Origin of the sequence: Pseudomonas sp. 382, from assembly GCF_002759075.1 — a bacterium.
GTDB lineage: Bacteria > Pseudomonadota > Gammaproteobacteria > Pseudomonadales > Pseudomonadaceae > Aquipseudomonas > Aquipseudomonas vlassakiae.
The window spans coordinates 212,528-234,325 of sequence record NZ_PEMX01000007.1; the positions used below are offsets into that span (position 1 = coordinate 212,528).

The 21,798-nt window shown below is 61.3% G+C and carries 17 protein-coding genes and 3 pseudogenes; 10 read left to right on the forward strand and 10 right to left on the reverse strand.

Annotated features, from left to right (window positions below; translation table 11 throughout):
- Positions 1–72 precede the first annotated feature (72 nt).
- The gene (trmL, locus tag CQW31_RS11175) at positions 73–534 is read right to left on the reverse strand and encodes a tRNA (uridine(34)/cytosine(34)/5-carboxymethylaminomethyluridine(34)-2'-O)-methyltransferase TrmL (protein WP_054884254.1); all 462 of its coding nucleotides are present in this window, start codon (positions 532–534) and stop codon (positions 73–75) included.
- Here trmL and CQW31_RS11180 point away from each other — a divergent pair.
- Positions 533–970: a hypothetical protein gene (locus tag CQW31_RS11180; protein WP_099814486.1), complete on the forward strand. Its 438-nt coding sequence runs from the start codon at positions 533–535 to the stop codon at positions 968–970. The two genes, trmL and CQW31_RS11180, sit on opposite strands and share 2 nt — an antisense overlap.
- 358 nt (positions 971–1,328) lie before the next feature.
- Here the strand turns inward: CQW31_RS11180 and ntrC are convergent, their stop codons facing one another.
- The 4 genes from ntrC to glnA all read right to left on the reverse strand — a co-directional run bounded on the left by ntrC (position 1,329) and on the right by glnA (position 6,208).
- Entirely contained in the window at positions 1,329–2,765 is a 1,437-nt protein-coding gene (gene ntrC, locus CQW31_RS11185; RefSeq protein ID WP_054884256.1) for a nitrogen regulation protein NR(I), read from the reverse strand.
- On the reverse strand, positions 2,762–3,847 hold the full coding sequence (glnL, locus tag CQW31_RS11190; protein ID WP_054884257.1) for a nitrogen regulation protein NR(II): 1,086 nt from the start codon (positions 3,845–3,847) through the stop codon (positions 2,762–2,764). Before glnL ends, ntrC begins: the two co-directional genes overlap by 4 nt.
- 265 nt (positions 3,848–4,112) lie before the next feature.
- Positions 4,113–4,649 (reverse strand): chorismate mutase, encoded by a 537-nt coding sequence (locus CQW31_RS11195; protein WP_054884258.1) that lies wholly within the window; start codon positions 4,647–4,649, stop codon positions 4,113–4,115.
- A 152-nt stretch (positions 4,650–4,801) separates the two neighbouring features.
- Entirely contained in the window at positions 4,802–6,208 is a 1,407-nt protein-coding gene (gene glnA, locus CQW31_RS11200; RefSeq protein WP_099814487.1) for a type I glutamate--ammonia ligase, read from the reverse strand.
- 505 nt (positions 6,209–6,713) lie between these two features.
- Between glnA and thiI the strand changes: the two genes are divergently transcribed.
- The 3 genes from thiI to CQW31_RS11215 all read left to right on the forward strand — a co-directional run bounded on the left by thiI (position 6,714) and on the right by CQW31_RS11215 (position 11,727).
- Positions 6,714–8,168 carry a tRNA uracil 4-sulfurtransferase ThiI gene (gene thiI, locus CQW31_RS11205; RefSeq protein WP_099814488.1) on the forward strand — a complete coding sequence of 485 codons (1,455 nt, stop codon included), beginning with the start codon at positions 6,714–6,716 and terminating at the stop codon, positions 8,166–8,168.
- Positions 8,169–8,295: 127 nt separating this feature from the next.
- On the forward strand, positions 8,296–10,116 hold the full coding sequence (gene typA, locus CQW31_RS11210; RefSeq protein ID WP_054884261.1) for a translational GTPase TypA: 1,821 nt from the start codon (positions 8,296–8,298) through the stop codon (positions 10,114–10,116).
- Positions 10,117–10,302: 186 nt separating this feature from the next.
- The gene (locus CQW31_RS11215) at positions 10,303–11,727 is read left to right on the forward strand and encodes a PhoPQ-activated pathogenicity-related family protein (RefSeq protein WP_054884262.1); all 1,425 of its coding nucleotides are present in this window, start codon (positions 10,303–10,305) and stop codon (positions 11,725–11,727) included.
- A gap of 7 nt (positions 11,728–11,734) precedes the next feature.
- Here CQW31_RS11215 and CQW31_RS11220 read toward each other — a convergent pair.
- Positions 11,735–11,968: pseudogene (locus CQW31_RS11220) on the reverse strand (DUF3077 domain-containing protein); the annotation flags it as partial.
- Positions 11,969–12,139: 171 nt separating this feature from the next.
- Positions 12,140–12,418: pseudogene (locus tag CQW31_RS11225) on the reverse strand (hypothetical protein); the annotation flags it as partial.
- Positions 12,419–12,938: 520 nt separating this feature from the next.
- On the opposite strand from CQW31_RS11225, the gene CQW31_RS30885 reads away from it, so the two are divergent.
- Positions 12,939–13,529 (forward strand): hypothetical protein, encoded by a 591-nt coding sequence (locus CQW31_RS30885; RefSeq protein WP_143524214.1) that lies wholly within the window; start codon positions 12,939–12,941, stop codon positions 13,527–13,529.
- Between the two features lie 173 nt (positions 13,530–13,702).
- On the opposite strand, the gene CQW31_RS11230 is transcribed toward CQW31_RS30885, so the two are convergent.
- On the reverse strand, positions 13,703–14,107 hold the full coding sequence (locus tag CQW31_RS11230) for a YkgJ family cysteine cluster protein (protein WP_003249225.1): 405 nt from the start codon (positions 14,105–14,107) through the stop codon (positions 13,703–13,705).
- Positions 14,108–14,291: 184 nt separating this feature from the next.
- Here CQW31_RS11230 and CQW31_RS11235 point away from each other — a divergent pair, with 184 nt between their 5' ends.
- From CQW31_RS11235 to CQW31_RS11250, 3 genes are all read left to right on the forward strand, one after another.
- Positions 14,292–16,742 carry a glycogen/starch/alpha-glucan phosphorylase gene (locus tag CQW31_RS11235; RefSeq protein ID WP_054884264.1) on the forward strand — a complete coding sequence of 817 codons (2,451 nt, stop codon included), beginning with the start codon at positions 14,292–14,294 and terminating at the stop codon, positions 16,740–16,742.
- A 280-nt stretch (positions 16,743–17,022) separates the two neighbouring features.
- Positions 17,023–18,033: a class 1 fructose-bisphosphatase gene (locus CQW31_RS11245; RefSeq protein WP_016712457.1), complete on the forward strand. Its 1,011-nt coding sequence runs from the start codon at positions 17,023–17,025 to the stop codon at positions 18,031–18,033.
- 3 nt (positions 18,034–18,036) lie between these two features.
- Positions 18,037–18,633, forward strand: a complete 597-nt coding sequence (locus CQW31_RS11250) for a DUF924 family protein (protein ID WP_054884265.1) — start codon at positions 18,037–18,039, stop codon at positions 18,631–18,633.
- 32 nt (positions 18,634–18,665) lie between these two features.
- Here CQW31_RS11250 and CQW31_RS32125 read toward each other — a convergent pair whose 3' ends face one another.
- Both CQW31_RS32125 and CQW31_RS32130 read right to left on the reverse strand, forming a co-directional pair.
- Complete coding sequence (locus CQW31_RS32125) at positions 18,666–19,496, reverse strand: methyl-accepting chemotaxis protein (protein WP_371263235.1); 831 nt, start codon at positions 19,494–19,496, stop codon at positions 18,666–18,668.
- 24 nt (positions 19,497–19,520) lie between these two features.
- A pseudogene (locus CQW31_RS32130) lies at positions 19,521–20,648 on the reverse strand (cache and HAMP domain-containing protein); the annotation flags it as partial.
- Between the two features lie 134 nt (positions 20,649–20,782).
- Here CQW31_RS32130 and bamE point away from each other — a divergent pair.
- The gene (gene bamE / locus CQW31_RS11260) at positions 20,783–21,037 is read left to right on the forward strand and encodes an outer membrane protein assembly factor BamE (RefSeq protein WP_027921036.1); all 255 of its coding nucleotides are present in this window, start codon (positions 20,783–20,785) and stop codon (positions 21,035–21,037) included.
- Entirely contained in the window at positions 21,034–21,606 is a 573-nt protein-coding gene (locus CQW31_RS11265; RefSeq protein ID WP_054884267.1) for a lipocalin family protein, read from the forward strand. Before bamE ends, CQW31_RS11265 begins: the two co-directional genes overlap by 4 nt.
- Positions 21,607–21,798 lie beyond the last annotated feature (192 nt).

The following is a 21,798-nucleotide window of genomic DNA, read 5'->3' on the forward strand; positions in this document are numbered from 1 at the left end:
GCACAGTCATCAAGCTTTGTGAGGTCCCTGTGGGAGCGGGCGTGCCCGCAAAGCGCCGGTACAGGCTAAAGATCAGCTCCCGGCAAAGCCGTTCTGCCGCCAGGCTTCATAAACGGTCACTGCCACGGTATTGGACAGGTTCAGGCTGCGGCACCCTGGCCGCATCGGCAGGCGCAGGCGTTGCTCGGCCGGCAGGCTGTCCAGCACTTCGGCCGGCAGGCCGCGGCTCTCTGGCCCGAACAGGAACGCATCACCGGGCTGATAAGCCACTTCATGGAACGGGTGCGAGCCCTTGGTGGTAAAGGCGAACAGCCGTGGATTGCCCAGGCTTTCCAGGCATCCGGCCAGGCTTTCGTGGCGCTTGAGCGTGGCATACTCGTGGTAATCCAGCCCGGCGCGGCGCAGGCGCTTGTCGTCCAGTTCGAAGCTGATCGGCTCGATCAGGTGCAGGGCGCAACCGCTGTTGGCGCAGAGGCGGATGATGTTGCCGGTATTCGGCGGAATTTCTGGTTGAAAAAGGATGACGTGAAACATGCACGGCTCCAAACGTGAAGATGACGAGCATTCTACCCCTGAACCCGACCTGCGTTCGAAGGCCTGGCCGCGCATGCTGCTTTCCCTGGCGCTGTTCGGGGTTTTGCTGGGGCTGATGATTGGCCGTCTGACTGCCCCTGAAGAACGGGTGCTGGAGCAGGTCGAGGTGGTGCAGGATGGCCTGAACCTGTGGTTCAACGAAGCGCCCAAGCTGCATGGCGAAAACGTCGAAGGCACTGTGGCACTGCTGTTCGAGGCCGAGGGCAAGGCACAGCGTGGTCAGCTGGACCTGCAAGGCAAACCGGTCGGCTGGCGGTTGCAGAAGAGCGACAAGGGGTTGCTGCTGACGGTGATCGCCGCGCGTCCCCTGCACGGCGAATGGGCCGGTGCAGAGGACGCTGGGCGCTGGCGGGTGCAGGTGAAACTGCACGAATAAAAGAGGGGATATCTCGGCCTGCCTGTACCAAGGTCCCCAAAAGGGCTTACAGCGAATTAAAGAGGGGATGGCCCGGCCTGCCTGTACCGAGGTCCCCGAAAGCGGCGTTACTGCGAATAAAAGAGGGGTCACCCGGCCTGCCTGTACCAGGGCCCCCGAAACTGGATATGTATTAGCTGTTGCAGGGGGCGTGCCAGTTTTGCAAAGCCCGTCAATACTGGGCTTTCAGGGTGATTTGGCCGGGTTTTGAGGGGATTTGTGCCTTCGTGAGGTGCATCGGGCACAGGATCGGTGCATCGGGGCTGAAATGGCTGGGGCCGCAAAGCGGCCCCAGGGATGTTACAGGTGTACCGCTAGATCAGTGGTCCTCACCCTCATCATCATCCCCGCCATCCACATTCATCCCCAGCTCCTTGATCTTGCGGGTCAGGGTATTGCGCCCCCAGCCCAGCAGCACCGCCGCATCACGCCGGCGCCCGGCGGTGTGCTTGAGCGCCGTCTCGATCATGATCCGTTCGAAGCTCGGCACGGCGCTGTCGAGCAGGTTCGACTGCCCGCGCGCCAGGGCCTGGTCAGCCCACTGGCGCAGGGCCTGCTCCCAGTTGGTCACCGGTGCTGCGTCCTGTGGCAGGTTCAGCAGCTCCGGCGGCAGGTCGCCGATCAGCACTTCGCGGCTGGACGCCATCACGGTGATCCAGCGGCAGGTGTTTTCCAGTTGGCGCACGTTGCCTGGCCACGGCAGGTTGCGGATGAACTCTTCGGTTTCCGGCTTGAGCAGCTTCGGCTCGACGGCCAGCTCCTGGGCGGCACGGCCGAGGAAGTGGCGGGCCAGCGCCGGGATGTCCTCGCGGCGGTCGGCCAGGCGCGGGATATGGATGCGGATCACGTTCAGGCGGTGGAACAAGTCCTCACGGAACTTGCCGGCCGTTACCAGCGACTCCAGGTTCTGGTGGGTCGCTGCAATGATGCGCACATCGACCTTCACCGGCACGTGGCCGCCAACTCGATAGAACTCGCCATCGGCCAGAACCCGTAGCAGGCGGGTCTGGGTATCGGCGGGCATGTCACCGATCTCATCGAGGAACAACGTACCGCCGTCGGCCTGTTCGAAGCGACCGCGGCGCAGGTTGGCGGCGCCGGTAAAGGCGCCTTTCTCGTGGCCGAACAGCTCCGATTCCATCAGGTCCTTGGGAATGGCGGCCATGTTCAGGGCGATGAACGGCGATGCAGCGCGCGGGCTGTGACGGTGCAGGGCATGCGCCACCAGCTCTTTACCGGTGCCGGATTCGCCGTTGATCAATACGGTGATGTTGGAGTGGCTCAGGCGGCCGATGGCGCGGAACACTTCCTGCATCGCCGGCGCTTCGCCGATGATTTCCGGGGTGCGGGCCAAGGCCTGGGGAACATCGAGGCCCTGTTGTTCCTGGGCGTGCTGGTTGGCGCGCTTGACCAGCGACACCGCCTCATCGACGTCGAACGGCTTGGGCAGGTATTCGAAAGCACCGCCCTGGTAGGACGCCACGGCGCTGTCCAGGTCGGAATGCGCGGTCATGATGATGACCGGCAGGCGCGGATGCTGTTCGCGAATCTGCGCCAGCAGGTCGAGGCCGCTGGCGCCAGGCATGCGAATATCGGAAATGATCACATCCGGCTGCTGGCGGGCCAGGCGGCCCATGACGCCATCGGCGCTGTCGAAGCTCTGGGTGGTCATGCCTTCCTGTTGCAGGGCTTTTTCCAGGACCCAGCGGATGGAGCGATCATCATCGACGATCCATACGGTTTCACTTCGGCTCATGAGGCGGTGGCTCCTTGTTCCAGGGGCAGGAAGATCGAGAAGGCGGTGTGCCCTGCGTGGCTTTCACACTCGATCAGGCCCTGGTGCTGGCTGATGATGTTCTGGGTGATGGCCAGGCCGAGCCCGGTACCGTCCGGGCGCCCGCTGACCATGGGATAAAAAAGGGTGTCTTGCAGTTCAGTGGGGATGCCCGGGCCGTTGTCGATGATTTCGATACGTGCCGCCAGGCGATGGCGCACATGACCGATGGTGAACTGGCGCACGGCGCGGCTGCGTAGGGTGATGCGGCCCAGGCGCAGCTCGTTCTGCGAGCTGATCGCCTGCATCGCATTGCGCACGATGTTCAGTACGGCCTGGATCATCTGCTCGCGGTCGATCAGCACGTCTGGCAGGCTCGGGTCGTAGTCGCGCACCAGCGTGATGCAGCCCTGGCTTTCGGCCTCGACCAGGCTGCAGACCCGCTCCAGTACTTCGTGGATGTTGGTCATGGCCAGCGACGGCAACTTGTTCGAACCGAGCATGCGGTCGACCAGGTTGCGCAAGCGGTCGGCCTCTTCGATGATCACGTTGGTGTAGTCGCGCAGTCCCTCTTCAGGCAGCTCGCGGGCCAGCAGCTGTGCTGCTCCACGGATACCGCCGAGCGGGTTCTTGATCTCGTGGGCCAGGCCGCGCACCAGCATCTTGGTGGTTTCCTGCTTGCTCAGCTGGGCTTCTTCCTTGGTGATGCGCAGCAGGCGATCACGCGGGTGGACTTCCAACAGCAGCAGGGTATTGCCCTGGTGCAGGATCGGTGTCACCGCATAGTCGACGGTGATGGCCTGCCCGGTCAGCGAGGTCAGTTGCGCTTCACGCTTGGTGAACGGGTGCGCCTGTTCCACCGCCTGGCGCAGCGAGTTGAGCGCCTCGGTCGATTCGGTGAACAGTTCGCTGATGAACTGCCCGTGGCTGCGCTGGCCACTCACGGCCAGGAGCATTTCTGCTGCCGGGTTCATGTACTCCAGCCGCAGCTCGCTGTTGAGCAGGAGTGTGGCGGTGGTCAGGTTGTCCAGAAGCAGACGGTGCTGTGCATCGCTGATGGTCATAAGGCGTCGTTGACCTCTTTTGGCGCTTGTCAGGCAAGGCACGGCCATGGCCGGGCAGGCGGCGGATCCGCGGATGCCAGTCTCTGCACAGGAAAATGCAAGAAACAAACCAAGGCTCCGAAAAGAAGCGGAATTGCCTGATAAAGACCTGGAATTGCGCTTATTCGGATCAGATTGCCCTGATTTATCGTTTCAAGTGACCTGTTTTGGGCTGCAGATAGAAGCGCTCGGTACGTTTATGCACCAATATAGAGCATTGCTGGGGTCAACGTCCTACGCACAATTGTGCGGTTGCGCGGACCAGGGCCATGTGCCGGAGTGGGTCGCCGGCGTGTCTGTTCAATGCTTCGGTCAATTGACGAGGGCAGTCGTTCATCGGCTTGCGGTCCAGGTTGCCCAGCTCGAACAGCAATGTCGCCTGGAGCATGTCCAGGCGCGGGCGCAGTTCATCGGCAAGGTCTCTGGCTTGCTGAGGGGGCCGCTTCCCCAGCGCAGTCCAGCGGTCGATCAGGCCGTACTGGATCATCTTGTTGGCTTCGATCTGGTCGCTGAAAAAGGCCGCTGCCCTTTCGGGAGGCAAGCCGTAGTCATGCGCTGTAGCTTGAACCTGCTGCAGAACCTCTTGTTCTCGCATGGGGGCCTCGACTGGCACGCCATTGTCCCATTTGTGCACGGCCACGGCGTATGCCAAGTCCAGGCGCTGCCCGATTGCCGAAAGCAAAGGGTTGAATTCAGATTGTGGGGGGGCGCTGCAGCCGGCTAGCGTGATGGCGAAGCTAAGCACGAAGGGTAGGGCGCGCATGGCAATCTCCTTATTGTCGGGGATGTGATTGTGCGCTGTCAGGCGTGCCCTGCTTGTAGGAAGCATCTGAAACAGATGGGCATTAAACAAAAAACGGCCTTCAGAAGAAGGCCGTTTTCGGTGATTCAGATCGGCGCCAGGCGCCAATCAGATCAGCAGCTGTAGTACAGCTCGTATTCCAGCGGGTGCACGAAGGTGCGGACCTTGATCTCTTCTTCGCTCTTCAGCTCGATGAAGGCATCGATGAAGTCGTCGGAGAACACGCCGCCCTTGGTCAGGAACGCACGGCCTTTATCCAGCTCTTCCAGAGCTTCTTTCAGGCTGCCGCAAACCTGCGGAATGTCCTTGGCTTCTTCTGGCGGCAGGTCGTACAGGTTCTTGTCGGCAGCGTCGCCAGGGTGGATCTTGTTCTGGATACCGTCCAGGCCAGCCATCAGCAGGGCCGCGAAGGCCAGGTACGGGTTGGCCGATGGGTCCGGGAAGCGGGCTTCGATACGACGGGCTTTCGGGCTGCCGACGTAAGGAATACGGATCGAGGCGGAACGGTTGCGAGCCGAGTAGGCCAGCATTACCGGGGCTTCGAAGCCTGGGACCAGACGCTTGTACGAGTTGGTCGACGGGTTGGTGAAGCCGTTCAGGGCCTTACCATGCTTGATGATACCGCCGATGAAGTACAGGGCGGTGTCGGACAGGCCGGCATAGCCTTCGCCGGCGAAGGTGTTCTTGCCGTCTTTCCAGATCGACATGTGCACGTGCATGCCCGAGCCGTTGTCGCCGTACAGTGGCTTCGGCATGAAGGTGGCGGTACGGCCGTAAGCGTCGGCAACGTTGTGCACGACGTATTTCAGGGCCTGAACTTCGTCGGCCTTCTTCACCAGGGTGTTGAACTTGACGCCGATTTCGTTCTGACCGGCAGTCGCCACTTCGTGGTGGTGAATTTCAACGGTCTGGCCCATTTCTTCCAGAGCGTTGCACATGGCGGTACGGATTTCGTGGTCGTGGTCGAACGGCGGAACCGGGAAGTAGCCGCCTTTCACGCCTGGACGGTGGCCTTTGTTGCCGCCTTCCACGTCAGCGCCAGTCATCCACGAGCCTTGCTCGGAGAAGATCTTGAACATCGAGCCGGAGATGTCCGACTGGAACTTCACTTCGTCGAAGATGAAGAATTCTGGCTCTGGGCCAGCGAATACGGTGTCACCGATGCCGGTGCTCTTCAGGTACTCTTCGGCGCGCTTGGCGATCGCACGTGGGTCGCGATCGTAGCCCTGCATGCTCGACGGGTCGACGATGTCACAGGTGATGATCAGCGTCGGCTCTTCGGTGAACGGGTCCAGAACAGCGGTCTCGTCGACCGGCATCAGGATCATGTCGGAAGCTTCGATGCCTTTCCAGCCAGCAATGGAGGAACCGTCGAACATCTTGCCGACTTCGAAGAAGTCTTCGTCCAGGCCATCACGCGCCGGCATGGTCACGTGATGCTGAGTGCCTTTGGTGTCCGTGAAACGCAGATCAATCCACTTGACGTCATGATCTTTGATGAGTTGAACCGACTTCGACATGTTGTCCTCCGGAGGGTCTAGAGCGCGGTGGGCCGCTGCTCTGGAAAAAGGGTGTTGCCGGGCGCGGATAGTCGGCCAAGCTTACCTGCCTCACAAGGGAGCAAATTGCATGCCAGTGCCCGAAAATGGCGAGGGCGAGATAAAAAGGGGCGTTTGCGGGCATTTGCCGGGGTGGCAGCGGACAAAAGTGCACCCTTAGGAGGCAGGAATTCAGGGTAAAGCACCAAATAAGTGCATAGCTCGACAGCTGTGCTTTCTTTAAGGGCCCTTTCGCGGGCAAGCCCGCTCCCACAGGGACCGCACAGTGCTGGAAATTTGTGGGTCCCTGTGGGAGCGGGCGTGTCGGAGCGCCGAACCGCCGCGAAAGGGCCGGCACAGGCGCCACAAAACCTGGCCTGTGCATTTATCTGAAAGCTTCTGATCAAAAGTTGGTCAAATCCTGAGCAATTTCCGCTATAATTCGCGCCCCTCATTTTCGGCAGGCCTTGCGCGCGCTGTTAACCCAATGAAACTTATCGTCAAAGTCTTCCCAGAAATCACCATCAAGAGCCGGCCGGTGCGCAAGCGTTTCATCCGCCAGCTCGGCAAGAACATCCGCAACGTGCTCAAGGATCTTGATCCAGAGCTCGCGGTCGATGGTGTCTGGGACAATCTCGAAGTGGTCACCCGCGTCGAGGACGAGAAGGTCCAGCGCGAGATGATCGCGCGCCTCACCTGCACGCCAGGCATCACCCACTTCCTGCAGGTCGAGGAGTACCCGCTGGGTGACTTCGACGACATCGTCGCCAAGTGCAAGCACCACTTCGGCCACCTGCTGGCCGGCAAGCGCTTCTCGGTGCGCTGCAAGCGCGGCGGTCATCACGACTTCACTTCGATGGACGTCGACCGCTACGTCGGCAGCCAGCTGCGCCAGCAGTGCGGCGCTGCCGGCATCGACCTGAAGACGCCTGAAGTCGTGGTGCGCATCGAGATTCGCGATCAGCGCCTGTATGTGATCCACAACCAGCACAACGGCATCGGCGGCTATCCGCTGGGCGCGCTGGAGCAGACCCTGGTGCTGATGTCCGGTGGTTTCGACTCCACCGTGGCGGCCTACCAGATGATGCGCCGTGGCCTGATGACCCACTTCTGCTTCTTCAACCTGGGCGGCCGTGCCCACGAGCTGGGCGTGATGGAAGTTGCCCACTACCTGTGGAAGAAGTACGGCAGCAGCCAGCGCGTGCTGTTCATCAGCGTGCCATTCGAAGAAGTGGTCGGCGAGATCCTCAACAAGGTCGACAACAGCTACATGGGCGTGACGCTCAAGCGCATGATGCTGCGTGGTGCCGCGCACATGGCCGACCGTCTGCAGATCGATGCCCTGGTCACCGGCGAGGCGATTTCCCAGGTCTCCAGCCAGACCCTGCCGAACCTGTCGATCATCGACTCGGCCACCGACAAGCTGGTGCTGCGCCCGTTGCTGGCCAGCCACAAGCAGGACATCATCGACCAGGCCACCGAAATCGGCACCGCCGACTTCGCCAAGCACATGCCGGAATACTGCGGCGTGATCTCGGTGAACCCGACCACCCATGCCAAGCGTCACCGCATGGAGCATGAAGAAAAGCAGTTCGACATGGCCGTGCTGGAGCGTGCCCTGGAGCGTGCCAAGTTCATCTCCATCGATCACGTGATCGACGAGCTGGGCAAGGACATCGAGGTCGAGGAAGTGGCCGAGGCGCTGCCTGGCCAGATCGTCATCGACATTCGCCACCCCGATGCCCAGGAAGACGAACCTCTGGCACTGGAAGGTATCGAAATCCAGGCCATGCCGTTCTACGCGATCAACAGCAAGTTCAAGCACCTGGACCCTACGCGCCAGTACCTGCTGTATTGCGACAAAGGTGTGATGAGCCGTTTGCACGCACACCACCTGCTCAGTGAGGGACATGCCAATGTGCGTGTTTATCGTCCGACATAAGACGCCAGGGCTGTATGGCGGCAGTATCCGCCATCGCCCTCCCGACCATCGGGCCCGCTGAGCCTCAAACCGTACATATTCGCCGCCTACACTGGCGGCAACCGAATCCTCTGATCGAGATACAGTTGTGATCGAAAATCTGCGTAACATCGCCATCATCGCCCACGTTGACCATGGTAAAACCACCCTGGTCGACAAACTCCTGCGTCAGTCCGGCACTCTGGAGCGTAACGAGCTCAACGACGAGCGCGTCATGGACTCCAACGACCAGGAGAAAGAGCGCGGTATTACCATTCTGGCGAAAAACACCGCCATCAACTGGAACGGCTACCACATCAACATCGTCGACACCCCCGGCCACGCCGACTTCGGTGGCGAGGTTGAGCGTGTGATGTCGATGGTCGACTCCGTGCTGCTGCTGGTCGACGCCCAGGACGGTCCGATGCCGCAAACCCGCTTCGTGACCAAAAAGGCCTTCGAAGCCGGCCTGAAGCCGATCGTCGTGATCAACAAGGTCGACCGTCCAGGCGCGCGTCCTGACTGGGTTCTGGACCAGATCTTCGACCTGTTCGACAACCTCGGTGCCACCGACGAACAGCTGGACTTCAAAGTCGTCTACGCCTCGGCCCTGAACGGTATCGCCGGCCTGGACCACACCGCCATGGGCGAAGACATGACCGCCCTGTACCAGTCGATCGTCGACAACGTACCGGCGCCTTCCGTTGACCGTGACGGCCCCTTCCAGATGCAGATCTCGGCACTGGACTACAACAGCTTCCTCGGCGTTATCGGTGTTGGCCGAATCGCCCGTGGCCGCATCAAGCCGAACACCCCGGTTGTCGCCATCGACACCAACGGCAAGAAGCGTAACGGCCGTATCCTCAAGCTGATGGGCCACCACGGCCTGCACCGCGTCGATGTCGAAGAAGCTCAGGCTGGCGACATCGTCTGCATCAGCGGTTTCGACGAGCTGTTCATCTCCGACACCCTGTGCGCCCCGGATGCGGTGGAAGCGATGAAGCCGCTGACCGTTGACGAGCCAACCGTTTCGATGACCTTCCAGGTCAACGACTCGCCGTTCTGCGGCAAGGAAGGCAAATTCGTCACCAGCCGTAACATCAAGGACCGTCTGGACAAGGAGCTGCTGTACAACGTTGCTCTGCGCGTTCAGGAAACCGATTCCCCTGACAAGTTCAAGGTATCGGGCCGTGGTGAGCTGCACCTGTCCGTGCTGATCGAAACCATGCGCCGTGAAGGCTTCGAGATGGCCGTGGGCCGTCCTGAAGTGATCATCCGCGAAGTCGACGGCGTCAAGCAGGAGCCGTTCGAGAACGTCACCATCGACATCCCTGAAGAATCCCAGGGCAAGGTCATGGAAGAGATGGGTCTGCGTAAGGGCGACCTGACCAACATGGTGCCGGATGGCAAGGGCCGTGTTCGCCTGGAGTACAACATTCCAGCCCGTGGTCTGATCGGTTTCCGTAACCAGTTCCTGACCCTGACCAACGGTGCAGGCATCCTGACCTCGATCTTCGATCGCTACGACACCATGAAGTCGGGCCAGATGTCCGGCCGTCTGAACGGTGTTCTTGTTTCGGTCGAGACCGGCAAGGCACTGACCTACTCGCTGGAAACCCTGCAGGCTCGCGGCAAGCTGTTCGTTGAACACGGCCAGGAGATCTACAACGGTCAGATCATCGGCCTGAACAGCCGTGACAACGACCTGGGCGTGAACCCGACCAAAGGCAAGAAGCTCGACAACATGCGTGCTTCGGGCAAAGACGAAGTGATCGCCCTGGTTCCGCCGGTTCGCCACACCCTGGAACAGGCTCTGGAATTCATCCAGGATGACGAGCTGTGCGAAGTCACGCCTAAGTCGATCCGTCTGCGCAAGAAGATCCTGGACGAAGGCGAGCGTACCCGCGCTGCCAAGAAAGCCAAGAACTGAGTTAGCTCAGGCTGAATGAAAACGCCCCCGGTCGAAAGGCCGGGGGCGTTTTTGTTTGTCTGGGGATGCAAGTTGTAGTCTGCGTCGCAAGCTGGTGTAGGGCGCTTCTTTAAGCAACCTTCAAGCCTTGTATACGGTTGCGGGGCTACCTAGCGTGGAATGCTTTCTGTAATAGGAAGCAAGCCCATGAAATACCGATACGCACTGGCCATCCCCTGCCTGATGGCGAGTATCCATGCCAGCGCTCTGCAGGACTGTAGCGAGCTACGTCCGCAGGAAGTTGCCCGTTGCCATATCGAAAATGTCCGCCAGGCACCTCTGGAGGCTCGACTGCTCGAACAAGCCTCCGAACCTGGTTACGAATTCCGTCGCCTGCAGATGGTTTCGCAGGTGTGGGAGCCAGAACCGGTGGTTGAGCCGCGTCGCTGGGAGCACGATGTCGAGCTGCACATGCCGCGCAATGCCGTGCCTGGTAAAGCCCTGCTGGTGGTGAACAACGGCGTGCGGCACGGGCCGGCGCAATCGCCGGATCATGCCCGTGAAGCGTTGCGTGAGGTTGCCCTCAAGGCACAGATGGCCGTGGTCATGATCAGCGATGTGCCCAACCAGTATGTGACCTTCAGCGATGTCGCCAACCCCCTGCGCGAAGATGACGCCGTGGCCCATACCTGGGCGCATTCGCTGCGTGGGGCTGCGCCGGAACTGCCACTGCATGTACCGATGGCTGCGGCGGCAAGCCGGGCGATGGATCTGGCCGAGCGGGAGCTGGGTGCGCAAGGGCTCAAGGTGGACCATTTCATCATCACCGGTGCCTCGAAGCGCGGCTGGAGTGCCTGGCTCACGGCCTTGGCCGATGAGCGGGTGATGGCCATCGTGCCCAGCGTGATCGACGTGGCCGACACCTCGGCCATGCTGGTCGGGTTGCGCAAGCGCTATGGCGGTCACTTGCCTATCGCGCTTTGGCCTTACCAGGAGGCTGGGGTGCTGTACGAACAGGGTACCCCTGCATTCGAGCGGCTGATGGCGATGATGGACCCGATGCAGTATCTGGATGAGGAGGGGCAGCGCCTGGCGATTCCCAAGTACCTGGTGTCTGCCAGCGGTGATGACTTCTTCGCGCCTGACCCGGTTACCGATTATCAGCAGCGCCTGCCGGGCCAGACCAGCCTGAGAGTGTTGCCGAACTCGGACCACGGCGGGGTGCGTCAGCAGGTGGTCAGCACCTTGGTGCCGGTGGTAACGCGCCTGCGCGATGGCAAACCGCTGCCGAGGGTGCAGGTGTCAGAGGGCGAACAGCCCGGGTTGACGGCGGTCGACTTTTCCGAGCCGCCCTTGGAAGTGAAGGTTTGGACGGCAAGCAACAGCCAGGATCGCGACTTCCGCTATGCCTGCGGGGTGCGCTACCAGTCCGAGACGCTGGCGCCCAAGCGACACCTCACCCTGCAACGTACTGCGCCAGCCAAGGGGTGGCAGGCGCAGTTCGTCGAAGCGAAGTTCGCTGATGGCTTCATCGCCACCAGTCCGATCAGTGTGCTGCCGCAGACGTATCCGGAGCATCCGCCGACCGATCACGGTGGTGCTTGCCGCAGCTTCCCGGCGGCAGGCGCGTGAAGCTGGTTCAGTGCCGCATGCCCAGTTCGGCGTCGTCCAGCAGGGCCTTGGCTAATGCACTGAGGTAATGTGCGGCCCAGATCAGTTGCGGGTCGTTGTCCATCACGGCGGTCAGGGTCAGGTCGCGCACGCAGCCCAGCAGTTCGGAGGCTTGATCGCGGGCGTCCTGGCAGGGGATGCCTGGGCAGATCTGGAACAGGGGTTGTTTGTGCTCTTCGCCTTGGTAGAAGCAGGTTTTGCCGGGGGGGGCTCGGGTTGTTTTCGGTCATTGGTTTTTCACCCGGAGTGTTGTTGTGGATGGCACCGGCTTCGCCGGTTTCGCGGGCTCGCCCGCTCCCACAGGTACGGCGCAGGTCTCGGGCATTGCACAGTTCCTGTGGGAGCGGGCATGCCCGCGAAAAGGCGGATAACAATGCGTGCTGCCGGCACGCTCCAAGGCGAGCGACAAGGCATCCGCCTGCCCCCAGGCCAGCTGCATGGCCCGCAAGCCATTCACCAGCGTCTCCCGCGTGCGCTCATCCTCAATGCCATCGAGGGCGCGGTGGCTGTGGTTGTAGGCGATCATCAGGTAGTGGGTGATGTTGACCACGACGTGGTCGAGGGGGACGAGGCTTTCGCCGATGGCGTGGGTGAGGGTCGTGCCGTCCGGGAGGTCGAAGTGGTGGGGTGGGTCGGGGAAGATTTTTTTCATGGCTGGTTCTCATGTCATTTACCCACCCGCTCGTTTCCACACGAAAGGGTGGCGGTTGTACACGGAGTGGAAAACCAGGCATGAGAACCCCGGCAGGCCTTGCGGCCTTCCGCGTACAACCGCCATAACGACAGTCGCAGTTCTCATGAATTGCCGGGTTTCCACACCCGATCGCTGAACCATTCAGCGATCTGGACAGCCTAGGGGGACAGGTTTCCAGTAACAATCAGACGCGAGTCGACAGGGTTAGTAGGGTATTTCGCTAGGACTGAAGTCGCCAGCTACTACCTGTAGGAATTATCTGCATCTAGAGCGGGAAAGTTTCTTGATGCATAGAGGAAAAGTTTTTAGTTGCCTTGGCTGGGGCGGTGTATAGCTTAGATTTTGGACAGTCTAGAAGACTGATATTTCCAGTGTCGGTTACAACATATTTCTTTGTACTCAATTACTTACCAAGCTGTCTTTGGCAATAGCCGATTGCCTCAGTACGCTGCCTGCTGGCAATTGGTTGAGGCAGAAAATGAAGGGCAAGGGGTGGAAGGAGCACTTGGCTCGTGGCCACATTGAGGTCGCAGGCAGTACGTGGAGTCTGCTCCATTTGCGCCCACTCTCACATCAATTGAAGATCCCGGGCCAAGGGATGGAGGAAGTAGCGCTGGCGGTCGAATATTCAAGTCATTGCGTCAGCTATGGCCCAAAGCAAGGTACCGAACTGGATTTCGATCATATGGGGCACGATCACTTGCTGATCGATCATCGGGGAATTCGCCGTGCCTTCTGCCCTAACCGTCACAAGCTGTCAGTTCAGTTGCCTTCCATTATTGCTTCTTTGCCTGACCGGCAATGCCTGTTTACTGGACATAGCAACTGGTTGACTATCGAGGGTAATCAGTTCGGGTATCCGGAGGGCAGCCGATATGAGGTGTATTTCAACTTGCGTCGAGACTCGCCCCGTAGCCTGAAGCTCCATGTGGAAAGTGCTTATGTGCGTGACCCTGGCCATCCTTCCAATAGGCCTACTGCGCTGAAGCGGCACGAAAAGATCAAAGGCTGGTTGCTGATACTGAAGAAACTGAGAAATGAACCGATTCGACGGCCTGTAAGGCGATAGCAGTCTGTAAAAATACGAAACCCCCAATGAAGGGGGTCGTATCGCGGATGCCCTTAGGGACCAAACCCATCAACCGGCACGGCCGGAACCAGGTGGCGGCGTCTAGACACTTCCTGACGGAAGCTCCGTGTACATCGAGACAGGTGAAAGTCTATTGAGTCCTGGCGAGACCGTCAACGTCCAACCACCTTCGGCTTGTAAGCACAATACCCCGGCCGCGGCCCGACCTTCGGGTGATTACGGCAAGTATCCGGCCGCTTGTCATAAATGGTGCACAGCCGGCTCTTGCGATCCAGGTACATGCAGTCATCGTTGCTCATCCGGGTCAGGGTGAAGATCCCCGACTTCTGGTTGAAGCGCTCGATAATGCCTTCTTTCTGCAAACGCTTGGCCACGTTCTTCGGCGGTTCGTCTTTCTCGAACTCATCCACCACGCCAATGCGGATCAGATCCTTGATCTTCACCTCCACGGGCAGGGTGCAACAGGTCGAATGGCAGCCATGGCACATGTTGCTGGTGTAGCGCTGCCAGGTCTCCAGGCGGTCGACTTCGGCTGCGGCGATCAGGGTCGTTTTCATCGTTATGGGGGTGTATCACGGTCTCGGGGGCGCGATCATACCGGAATTGCTCAATTTTTGAACAACCTTTCGAACGAAAGCGCAAAGCTTCATGAAAACCACGAACACTGGCTGTCGCTCTTGGTCGAAGCGTCTAGGCTGATCAATCTGCCTCCGCTTTCGTCAACTTGCCCGAGGATGCCCCATGTCCCAGGAACCTGAAGCTCGTGACGCCGAAGTCGCGGAATTTCGCGCTGCTGTACTGGATAAGCTGACCTACGCGGTCGGCAAGGACCCGGAGCATGCCTTCGACCATGACTGGTTCGAAGCCATTGCCCTGGCCGCGCGCGATCACATGGTCGACCACTGGATGGACCACACCCGCCGCGCCTACCGACGCAGCCAGAAGCGGGTCTACTACCTTTCCCTGGAATTTCTCATCGGCCGCCTGCTCTACGACAGCCTGAGCAACCTCGGCCTGCTGGACATCGCCCGCGATGCGCTCGAAGGCCTGAACGTTGACCTGGAGCGCATTCGCCTGCTCGAGCCGGATGCCGCGCTGGGCAATGGCGGCCTCGGCCGCCTTGCGGCCTGCTTCATGGAGAGCATGTCGACCCTGGGCATCGCCGCCCATGGTTACGGCATTCGCTACGAACATGGGCTGTTCCGCCAGGCGCTGGTCGATGGCTGGCAGCAGGAGCAGACCGAGAACTGGCTGGACTTCGGTAACCCCTGGGAGTTCGAGCGCGCCGAGGTGATTTACCCGATCAGTTTCGGCGGTAGTGTCGAAACCGTGCACGACACCCACGGCCAGCAACGCCAGGTCTGGTGGCCGGGCGAGACGGTGCGGGCAGTCGCCTACGATACGCCCGTGGTCGGCTGGCGCGGAGCCAGTGTCAACACCCTGCGCCTGTGGCGGGCGCGGGCCCTGGAAGAGCTGCACCTGGAGCGCTTCAATGCCGGTGACCACCTCGGCGCGGTCGCTGAAGTCGCGCGGGCCGAGAGCATATCGCGGGTGTTGTACCCGGCCGATAGCACCGAGGCCGGCCAGGAACTGCGCCTGCGCCAGGAGTACTTCTTCGTGTCGGCCTCGCTGCAGGACCTGCTGCGTCGCCACCTCAACATGCATGACAACCTGCTCAACCTGCCCGATGCGGCGGCCATCCAGCTCAATGACACTCACCCGTCGATCGCCGTGGCCGAGCTGATGCGCCTGCTGGTCGACCAGCACGAAATTCCCTGGGATACCGCGTGGGAACTGACGGTCGGCACCCTTGCCTACACTAACCACACGCTGTTGCCCGAAGCCTTGGAAACCTGGCCCGTGGCGTTGGTGGAGCGCATGTTGCCCCGGCATATGCAGATCATCTACCTGATCAATGCCTACCATATCGATAGCCTGCGCGCCAAAGGCCTGCACGATTTCGACGTGCTGCGCGCCGTCTCGCTGATCGAAGAGGACAACGGCCGTCGGGTGCGTATGGGCAACCTGGCATTTCTCGGTTCGCACAGCGTCAACGGCGTATCGGCGTTGCACAGCAAACTGATGAAAAGCACGGTGTTCGCCGATCTGCACAAGCTCTACCCGCAGCGGATCAACAACAAGACCAACGGCATCACCTTCCGCCGCTGGCTGTACCAGTCCAACCCGCAATTGACCGAGATGCTGGTCGAGGCGCTCGGGCCGGAGCTCAAGGACGACCCCGAGGGCCGCCTGGCCGGGCTGGTGCCATTCGCCGACAAGGCGGGCTTCCGCAAACAGTTCGCCGCCCAGCGACTGCACAGCAAGCGTGCCCTGGCCAGCATCATCCAGGACCGGGTCGGCGTCACGGTCAACCCAGAGGCGCTGTTCGATGTTCAGGTCAAGCGCATCCACGAGTACAAGCGCCAGTTGCTCAACCTGCTGCACACCGTGGCGCTGTACCAGGCCATGCGCAACGACCCCGCTACCCACTGGGTACCGCGGGTGAAGATTTTCGCCGGCAAGGCGGCGGCCAGTTACCACCAGGCCAAGCTGATCATCAAGCTGGCCAACGACATCGCCCGGGTGGTCAACAACGACCCGACCGTGCGCGGCCTGCTCAAGGTGGTGTTCCTGCCCAACTACAACGTCAGCCTGGCTGAAAGCATCATCCCGGCGGCAGACCTCTCGGAGCAGATATCCACCGCCGGTTACGAAGCGTCCGGCACCAGCAACATGAAGTTCGGCCTCAACGGCGCATTGACCATCGGTACGCTCGACGGTGCCAACGTCGAGATGTGCGAGCAGGTGGGGGCGGACAACATGTTCATCTTCGGCCTGACCGCGCAGCAGGTGGAGGCGCGGCGCAAGGCGGGGGACTTCGGTGCGAATGCGGCGATTGCCGCGTCCAGTCGCCTTAACGATGTGCTGCAGGCGATTCGCAGCGGGGTGTTCTCGCCGGATGATCCCTCGCGCTATGCCGGGCTGATCGACGGGTTGGTGGCCTATGACCGCTTCCTCGTGTGCGCCGACTTCGATGCCTACTGGGATGCCCAGCGGCGGGTCGAGGAGTTGTGGCACACACCGCAGGAATGGTGGCGCATGGCGGTGCTGAACACGGCGCGGATGGGGTGGTTCTCCTCGGACCGGACCATTCGTGAATACGCCACCGAGATCTGGAAGGCGCTGGATTGAAGGCGAGTGCGGTCTGTGTAGGAGCGGCCTTGTGTCGCGAAAGGGCCGCGAAGCGGCCCCGGCAATATTCGTTGCGAAGCTGAAATCCTGGGGGTGCTTCGCACCCCTTTCGCGACACAAGGCCGCTCCTGCAAAGCCCGCGCAATACGCCGGGCAGCCGACCATTGGCCAGGCACTTGCTGAACTCAACGCCGGAAGGCGAGTCTCTTTGCTCGCTAGGCCGCAACTCTCCCTGTAAACTGCGGGGGTTTTTCACCCCCCTATCCTTTCGGAGCCATACATGTCCCGCGTTACCCTGAGTCGCTATCTGATTGAGCAGACCCGCAGCAACAATACCCCTGCCGATCTGCGCTTCCTGATCGAAGTGGTGGCGCGTGCGTGCAAGGAAATCAGCCATCACGTGTCCAAGGGCGCCCTCGGCGGCGTGCTGGGCAGCATGGGCACGGAAAACGTGCAGGGCGAAGTCCAGAAGAAACTGGACGTGATCTCCAACGACATCCTGCTCGAAGCCAACGAGTGGGGCGGCCACCTGGCCGGCATGGCGTCCGAGGAAATGGACAACGCCTACCAGATCCCTGGCAAGTACCCGAAAGGCGCCTACCTGCTGGTCTTCGACCCGCTGGACGGTTCGTCCAACATCGACGTCAACGTGTCGGTCGGCACCATCTTCTCGGTACTGCGTTGCCCTAACGAGTACCTGAGCCAGAACGAAACCCTGAACGAGAACGCCTTCCTGCAGCCAGGCACCCAGCAGGTCGCCGCCGGTTACGCCATCTATGGCCCGCAGACCATGCTGATCCTGACCCTGGGCAATGGCGTCAAGGGCTTCACCCTGGACCGCGAGCTGGGCAGCTTCGTCCTGACCCACGAGAACATCCGCGTGCCGGAAAGCACCGCCGAGTTCGCCATCAACATGTCCAACCAGCGTCACTGGGAAGCTCCGGTGCAGCGCTACGTAGGTGAACTGCTGGCTGGCGAGACCGGCCCGCTGAAGAAGAACTACAACATGCGCTGGATCGCCTCGATGGTGGCCGACGTGCACCGTATCCTGACCCGTGGCGGTCTGTTCATGTACCCGCGCGATGCCCGTGAGCCGAGCAAGCCGGGCAAGCTGCGCCTGATGTACGAAGCCAACCCGATGTCGTTCATCATCGAGCAGGCCGGCGGCGCCTCCACCAACGGTTACGATCGCATCCTCGACATCAAGCCGGAGAGCCTGCACCAGCGCGTGTCGGTGATCCTCGGCTCGAAGGAAGAGGTCGAGCGCGTCACCGCCTACCACAAGGAGTAAGTCATGCTCGCACCTTGGCAGCCGTTGCTGGAGTGGTGGTTCGGTTGGGGCACCAGTCCCCAGGCCGTGGCTGACGAGAAGAGCACGCTGTGGTTCGGCAAGCATCACGATGCCGAAGCCCAGGCGCTGTTTGGTGACCTGGTCGAGCAGGCCCTGGCGGGTGGGCTCGACGAGTGGCAGCAGAGCCCACAGGGCTGGCTCGGCCTGCTGATCCTGCTGGATCAGCTGCCACGCATGCTCTACCGCGACACGCCGCGCGCCTTCGAAGGCGACCGGCGAGCGCAGGTAGTGGCCATGCAGGGCCTGCAGAAAAACTGGGATTACCAGTTGCTGCCGATCCAGCGTGTGTTCGTGCTGCTGGTGCTGGAGCATGCCGAAGTGCTGGACTGGCAGAACCTGTGCGTCGAGCGTTACCAGGTGCTGCTGGAAGAGCAGCCCGAGGATCACCGGCGCTTGTTCGAAGGCTTCCTCGATTATGCCGAGCAGCATCAGCGGGTGATTGCCCGCTTCGGCCGCTTCCCGCACCGCAATCTGGTGCTGGGGCGGCCGAGTACCAGCGAAGAGATGGACTTTTTGCTGGAGCCTGGGTCCAGGTTCTAGGCCCTTGGGGCCGCACAGCGGCCCCAGCGGTTTCAGATCCGGAAGCTGCCTACCAGATGCTTCAACCGCTCGACCTGATGCTCAAGGTCGGTGCAGGCACGCAAGGTGCTCTGCAGGTTCTGCACCCCTTCCTGGTTCAACGCATTGATCTCGTTGATGTCGACATTGATCGACTCGACCACGGCCGTCTGCTCTTCGGTGGCGGTGGCCACCGACTGGTTCATGCCATCGATTTCGCCAATGCGCTGGGTCACGCTGCCCAGCCGCTCGCCAGCCTGGTTGGCAATGCCCACGCTGTGATCGCTGTGCGCGCGGCTCTGGTTCATGGTGCTGACCGCCACTTGCGCGCCGGCCTGCAGTTCTTCGATCAGGCGCTGTACCTGCTGTGCCGACTCCTGGGTACGGTGCGCGAGGTTGCGAACTTCATCGGCAACCACGGCAAAGCCACGCCCGGCCTCGCCGGCACGGGCCGCTTCGATCGCGGCATTGAGCGCCAGCAGGTTGGTCTGCTGGGAAATACCGCTGATCACATCGAGGATCTGACCGATGTTGGCGGTGTGGGCGTTGAGCGTCTCGATGTTGCCACACGAGTCGCTGATCCGTGCCGACAATTGGTTCATCACGTCGATGGTGCGCCCGACCACCTGCTGGCCATCCTCGGCCAGGCCACGGGCTTCGCTGGAGTGTTGCGAGGCCAGCGCGGCGTTCTGGGCGATTTCCTGGGCGGCGGCGCCTAGCTGATTGATGGCTGCCGCCACGCTGTTGGTGCGGCTGGACTGCTGGTCGGCGTTGTTGATCGAGGCATTCGAAGCGCTCACCACCTGGGCAGCCACGGCGTTGACCTGGCCGGTGGCCGAGGCCACTTCGCGGATCGATTCGTGAATACGCTCGACGAAGCGGTTGAACGATTGGCCAAGGCTGCCGAATTCGTCCTGGGCGTGGATGGTCAGGCGCCGGGTCAGGTCGCCTTCTCCTTCGGCGATGTCATGCATGGCGCGGCCCATCAGGTGCAATGGCGCCATAAGCACGCGGATCAGCAGGCCGAGCAGGGCGATGATCGCCACAACCGCGATCAAGGTGGCGATGATGGCGGAGGTGCGCAGCTCACCCAGCATGGCGAACGCTGCATCCTGATCGAGTACCAGGGCCACGTACCAGTCTGCCGACGGCACGCCATCGACGTGGGTGAAGCTGATGAACTGCTTGTGGCCGTCGACTTCGACTTCCTTGAGCCCGCTGCCGATTCGCGGCGTGTCCTGCGGGTAGACATCGGCCAGGGTCTTCAGGGCCAGGTCGGCTTTCGGGTGGATGAGGATCTTGCCATCGCCATTGACGATGAAAGCATGGCCCTGGCCGTCGAAGTTCAGGGTATTGATCAGGTTGCTGATGGTCTGCAGGTCGGTGTCGGCGCCGCTGACGCCGATCAGCCTGCCGGCTTGCTGCACCGGGGTGGCCAGGGTGATCACCAGCTTGCCGGCCGACACTGAGATGTACGGCTCGGTGACGATGGTCTGGCCGCTGGCAGTGGCCGCCTTGTACCAGCCCCGCACCCGCGGGTCGTAGTCGGCGGCGCGGTTACCCACCGGTACCGACTGCATGCTGCCGTCCTGGCCGCCGAAATAGGTGAGCTGGAAATTCTTGCCGTAGACCGGCAAGGCCAGGCTGCGGTCCAGGCTGGCTTTGCCCGGCCCATCGACCGCAACTTGCTGGGCCAGCGAGTCGAGCAACTGGATCCGGCTGTCGAGCCAGTTGCGGATGTTGCCGGCGGTGAGGCTACCCAGGTCCTGCAGCGTGGTCTGCGTGTCGCTGCGCAGGGACTGGCGTTGTCGGTAGTCGTTGAACAGTACGAAACAGGTGAAGGCAACGGCCACCACGAGGGCGGCGGCCAGCAGGATCTTGTGGCTGAACTTGAGGTTCTTGGTCATTTTTCTGGTCTGCACAAGGCAAGGCGTAGGAGGGGACTGTGGCAATGCGCCACAGCGTGCTCGCTGTGTCGTCGCGGTGAGCTGAAACATTAATCGTTTGCGCAGGGCCAGCCGACCAACGGTGTACGACGAAAGCGGTGTTGTCAGGGAACCAGGGAGGGATTTTCACGTCGAAGGTCACTGCAGGCCACTCGCCTGTGTCTATTTCCCAGGAGTGTCCCTTCATGTCGTTGCGTTCCCTCGCCCTGTTGTCCTTGTGCGTCGTCCTGACCGCGTGCAGCAAGATCAATCAGGAAAACTATTCCAAGCTCAAGGCCGGTATGAACAAGGCCGAGGTCGAGCAACTGCTCGGCACGCCCACCGAGTGCTCTGGCGCACTGGGCATGAGCAGCTGTACCTGGGGGGACGAGAAGAGCTTCATCAGCGTGCAATACGCGGCCGACAAGGTGCTGATCTACTCCGGGCAGGGCCTCAAATGAGGCGTTTGCACGTTCTGCTGGGGCTGTGCCTGGTGATGCTGCTGGGTGGTTGTGCCACTTCCGCCAACGATCCGCTGGCGCCGAAGACGGCGGGTGATGTCGACCTCAAGCGCTATCAGGGCAAATGGTATGAGCTGGCGCGCCTGCCGATGAAGTACCAGGCCGATTGTGCGCAGTCCGAAGCGCACTACAACCTCAAGCCCGATGGCTCCTACGGTGTTCTCAACCGCTGCCGCACGATGGGCGATGAGTGGCTGCGCGCCGAGGGGCATGCATACATCCAGGAGCCGGGGCATACCGACAGGCTGTGGGTGGAGTTCGACAACTGGTTTACCCGCCTGGTCCCAGGTGTGGCCAAGGGCGAGTACTGGATCCTGTACGTGGACGACCGCTACCGTACCGCGATCGTCGGCAGCCCGGACCGCAAGTACCTGTGGATCTTGTCGCGCACACCGACTCTGCCGGTGTGGGAGCGCGAGAGCCTGATGTCCAAGGCCCGCCAGCAGGGCTATGACACCAGCCGGCTGATCTGGCGTACATCCGACAAGCAGATCGTGCAGATGCATTAAAGAAACTGGGGCTGCTTTGCAGCCCTTCGCGGGCTTGCCCGCTCCCACAGGGATTCGCGCCATCCTGGACTGCCCCCAAGAAGTTGGACACCAATCCAACCCTTGGGGGATTCATGGCCAAGTACACTGAGCAGTTCAAGCTCACAGCAATCACTGCCTATTTGGATGGCAGCAACGGTTTCCGTACGGTAG

What these genes read in the sequence shown, in the direction of transcription:
- CQW31_RS11180 (WP_099814486.1), top strand. Translation starts at nt 533, where the DNA reads ATGCACGGCTCCAAACGTGAAGATGACGAGCATTCTACCCCTGAACCC.
- trmL (WP_054884254.1), bottom strand. Translation starts at nt 534, where the DNA reads ATGTTTCACGTCATCCTTTTTCAACCAGAAATTCCGCCGAATACCGGC.
- ntrC (WP_054884256.1), bottom strand. Translation starts at nt 2,765, where the DNA reads ATGAGCCGAAGTGAAACCGTATGGATCGTCGATGATGATCGCTCCATC.
- glnL (WP_054884257.1), bottom strand. Translation starts at nt 3,847, where the DNA reads ATGACCATCAGCGATGCACAGCACCGTCTGCTTCTGGACAACCTGACC.
- CQW31_RS11195 (WP_054884258.1), bottom strand. Translation starts at nt 4,649, where the DNA reads ATGCGCGCCCTACCCTTCGTGCTTAGCTTCGCCATCACGCTAGCCGGC.
- glnA (WP_099814487.1), bottom strand. Translation starts at nt 6,208, where the DNA reads ATGTCGAAGTCGGTTCAACTCATCAAAGATCATGACGTCAAGTGGATT.
- thiI (WP_099814488.1), top strand. Translation starts at nt 6,714, where the DNA reads ATGAAACTTATCGTCAAAGTCTTCCCAGAAATCACCATCAAGAGCCGG.
- CQW31_RS11215 (WP_054884262.1), top strand. Translation starts at nt 10,303, where the DNA reads ATGAAATACCGATACGCACTGGCCATCCCCTGCCTGATGGCGAGTATC.
- CQW31_RS30885 (WP_143524214.1), top strand. Translation starts at nt 12,939, where the DNA reads ATGAAGGGCAAGGGGTGGAAGGAGCACTTGGCTCGTGGCCACATTGAG.
- CQW31_RS11230 (WP_003249225.1), bottom strand. Translation starts at nt 14,107, where the DNA reads ATGAAAACGACCCTGATCGCCGCAGCCGAAGTCGACCGCCTGGAGACC.
- CQW31_RS11235 (WP_054884264.1), top strand. Translation starts at nt 14,292, where the DNA reads ATGTCCCAGGAACCTGAAGCTCGTGACGCCGAAGTCGCGGAATTTCGC.
- CQW31_RS11245 (WP_016712457.1), top strand. Translation starts at nt 17,023, where the DNA reads ATGTCCCGCGTTACCCTGAGTCGCTATCTGATTGAGCAGACCCGCAGC.
- CQW31_RS11250 (WP_054884265.1), top strand. Translation starts at nt 18,037, where the DNA reads ATGCTCGCACCTTGGCAGCCGTTGCTGGAGTGGTGGTTCGGTTGGGGC.
- bamE (WP_027921036.1), top strand. Translation starts at nt 20,783, where the DNA reads ATGTCGTTGCGTTCCCTCGCCCTGTTGTCCTTGTGCGTCGTCCTGACC.
- CQW31_RS11265 (WP_054884267.1), top strand. Translation starts at nt 21,034, where the DNA reads ATGAGGCGTTTGCACGTTCTGCTGGGGCTGTGCCTGGTGATGCTGCTG.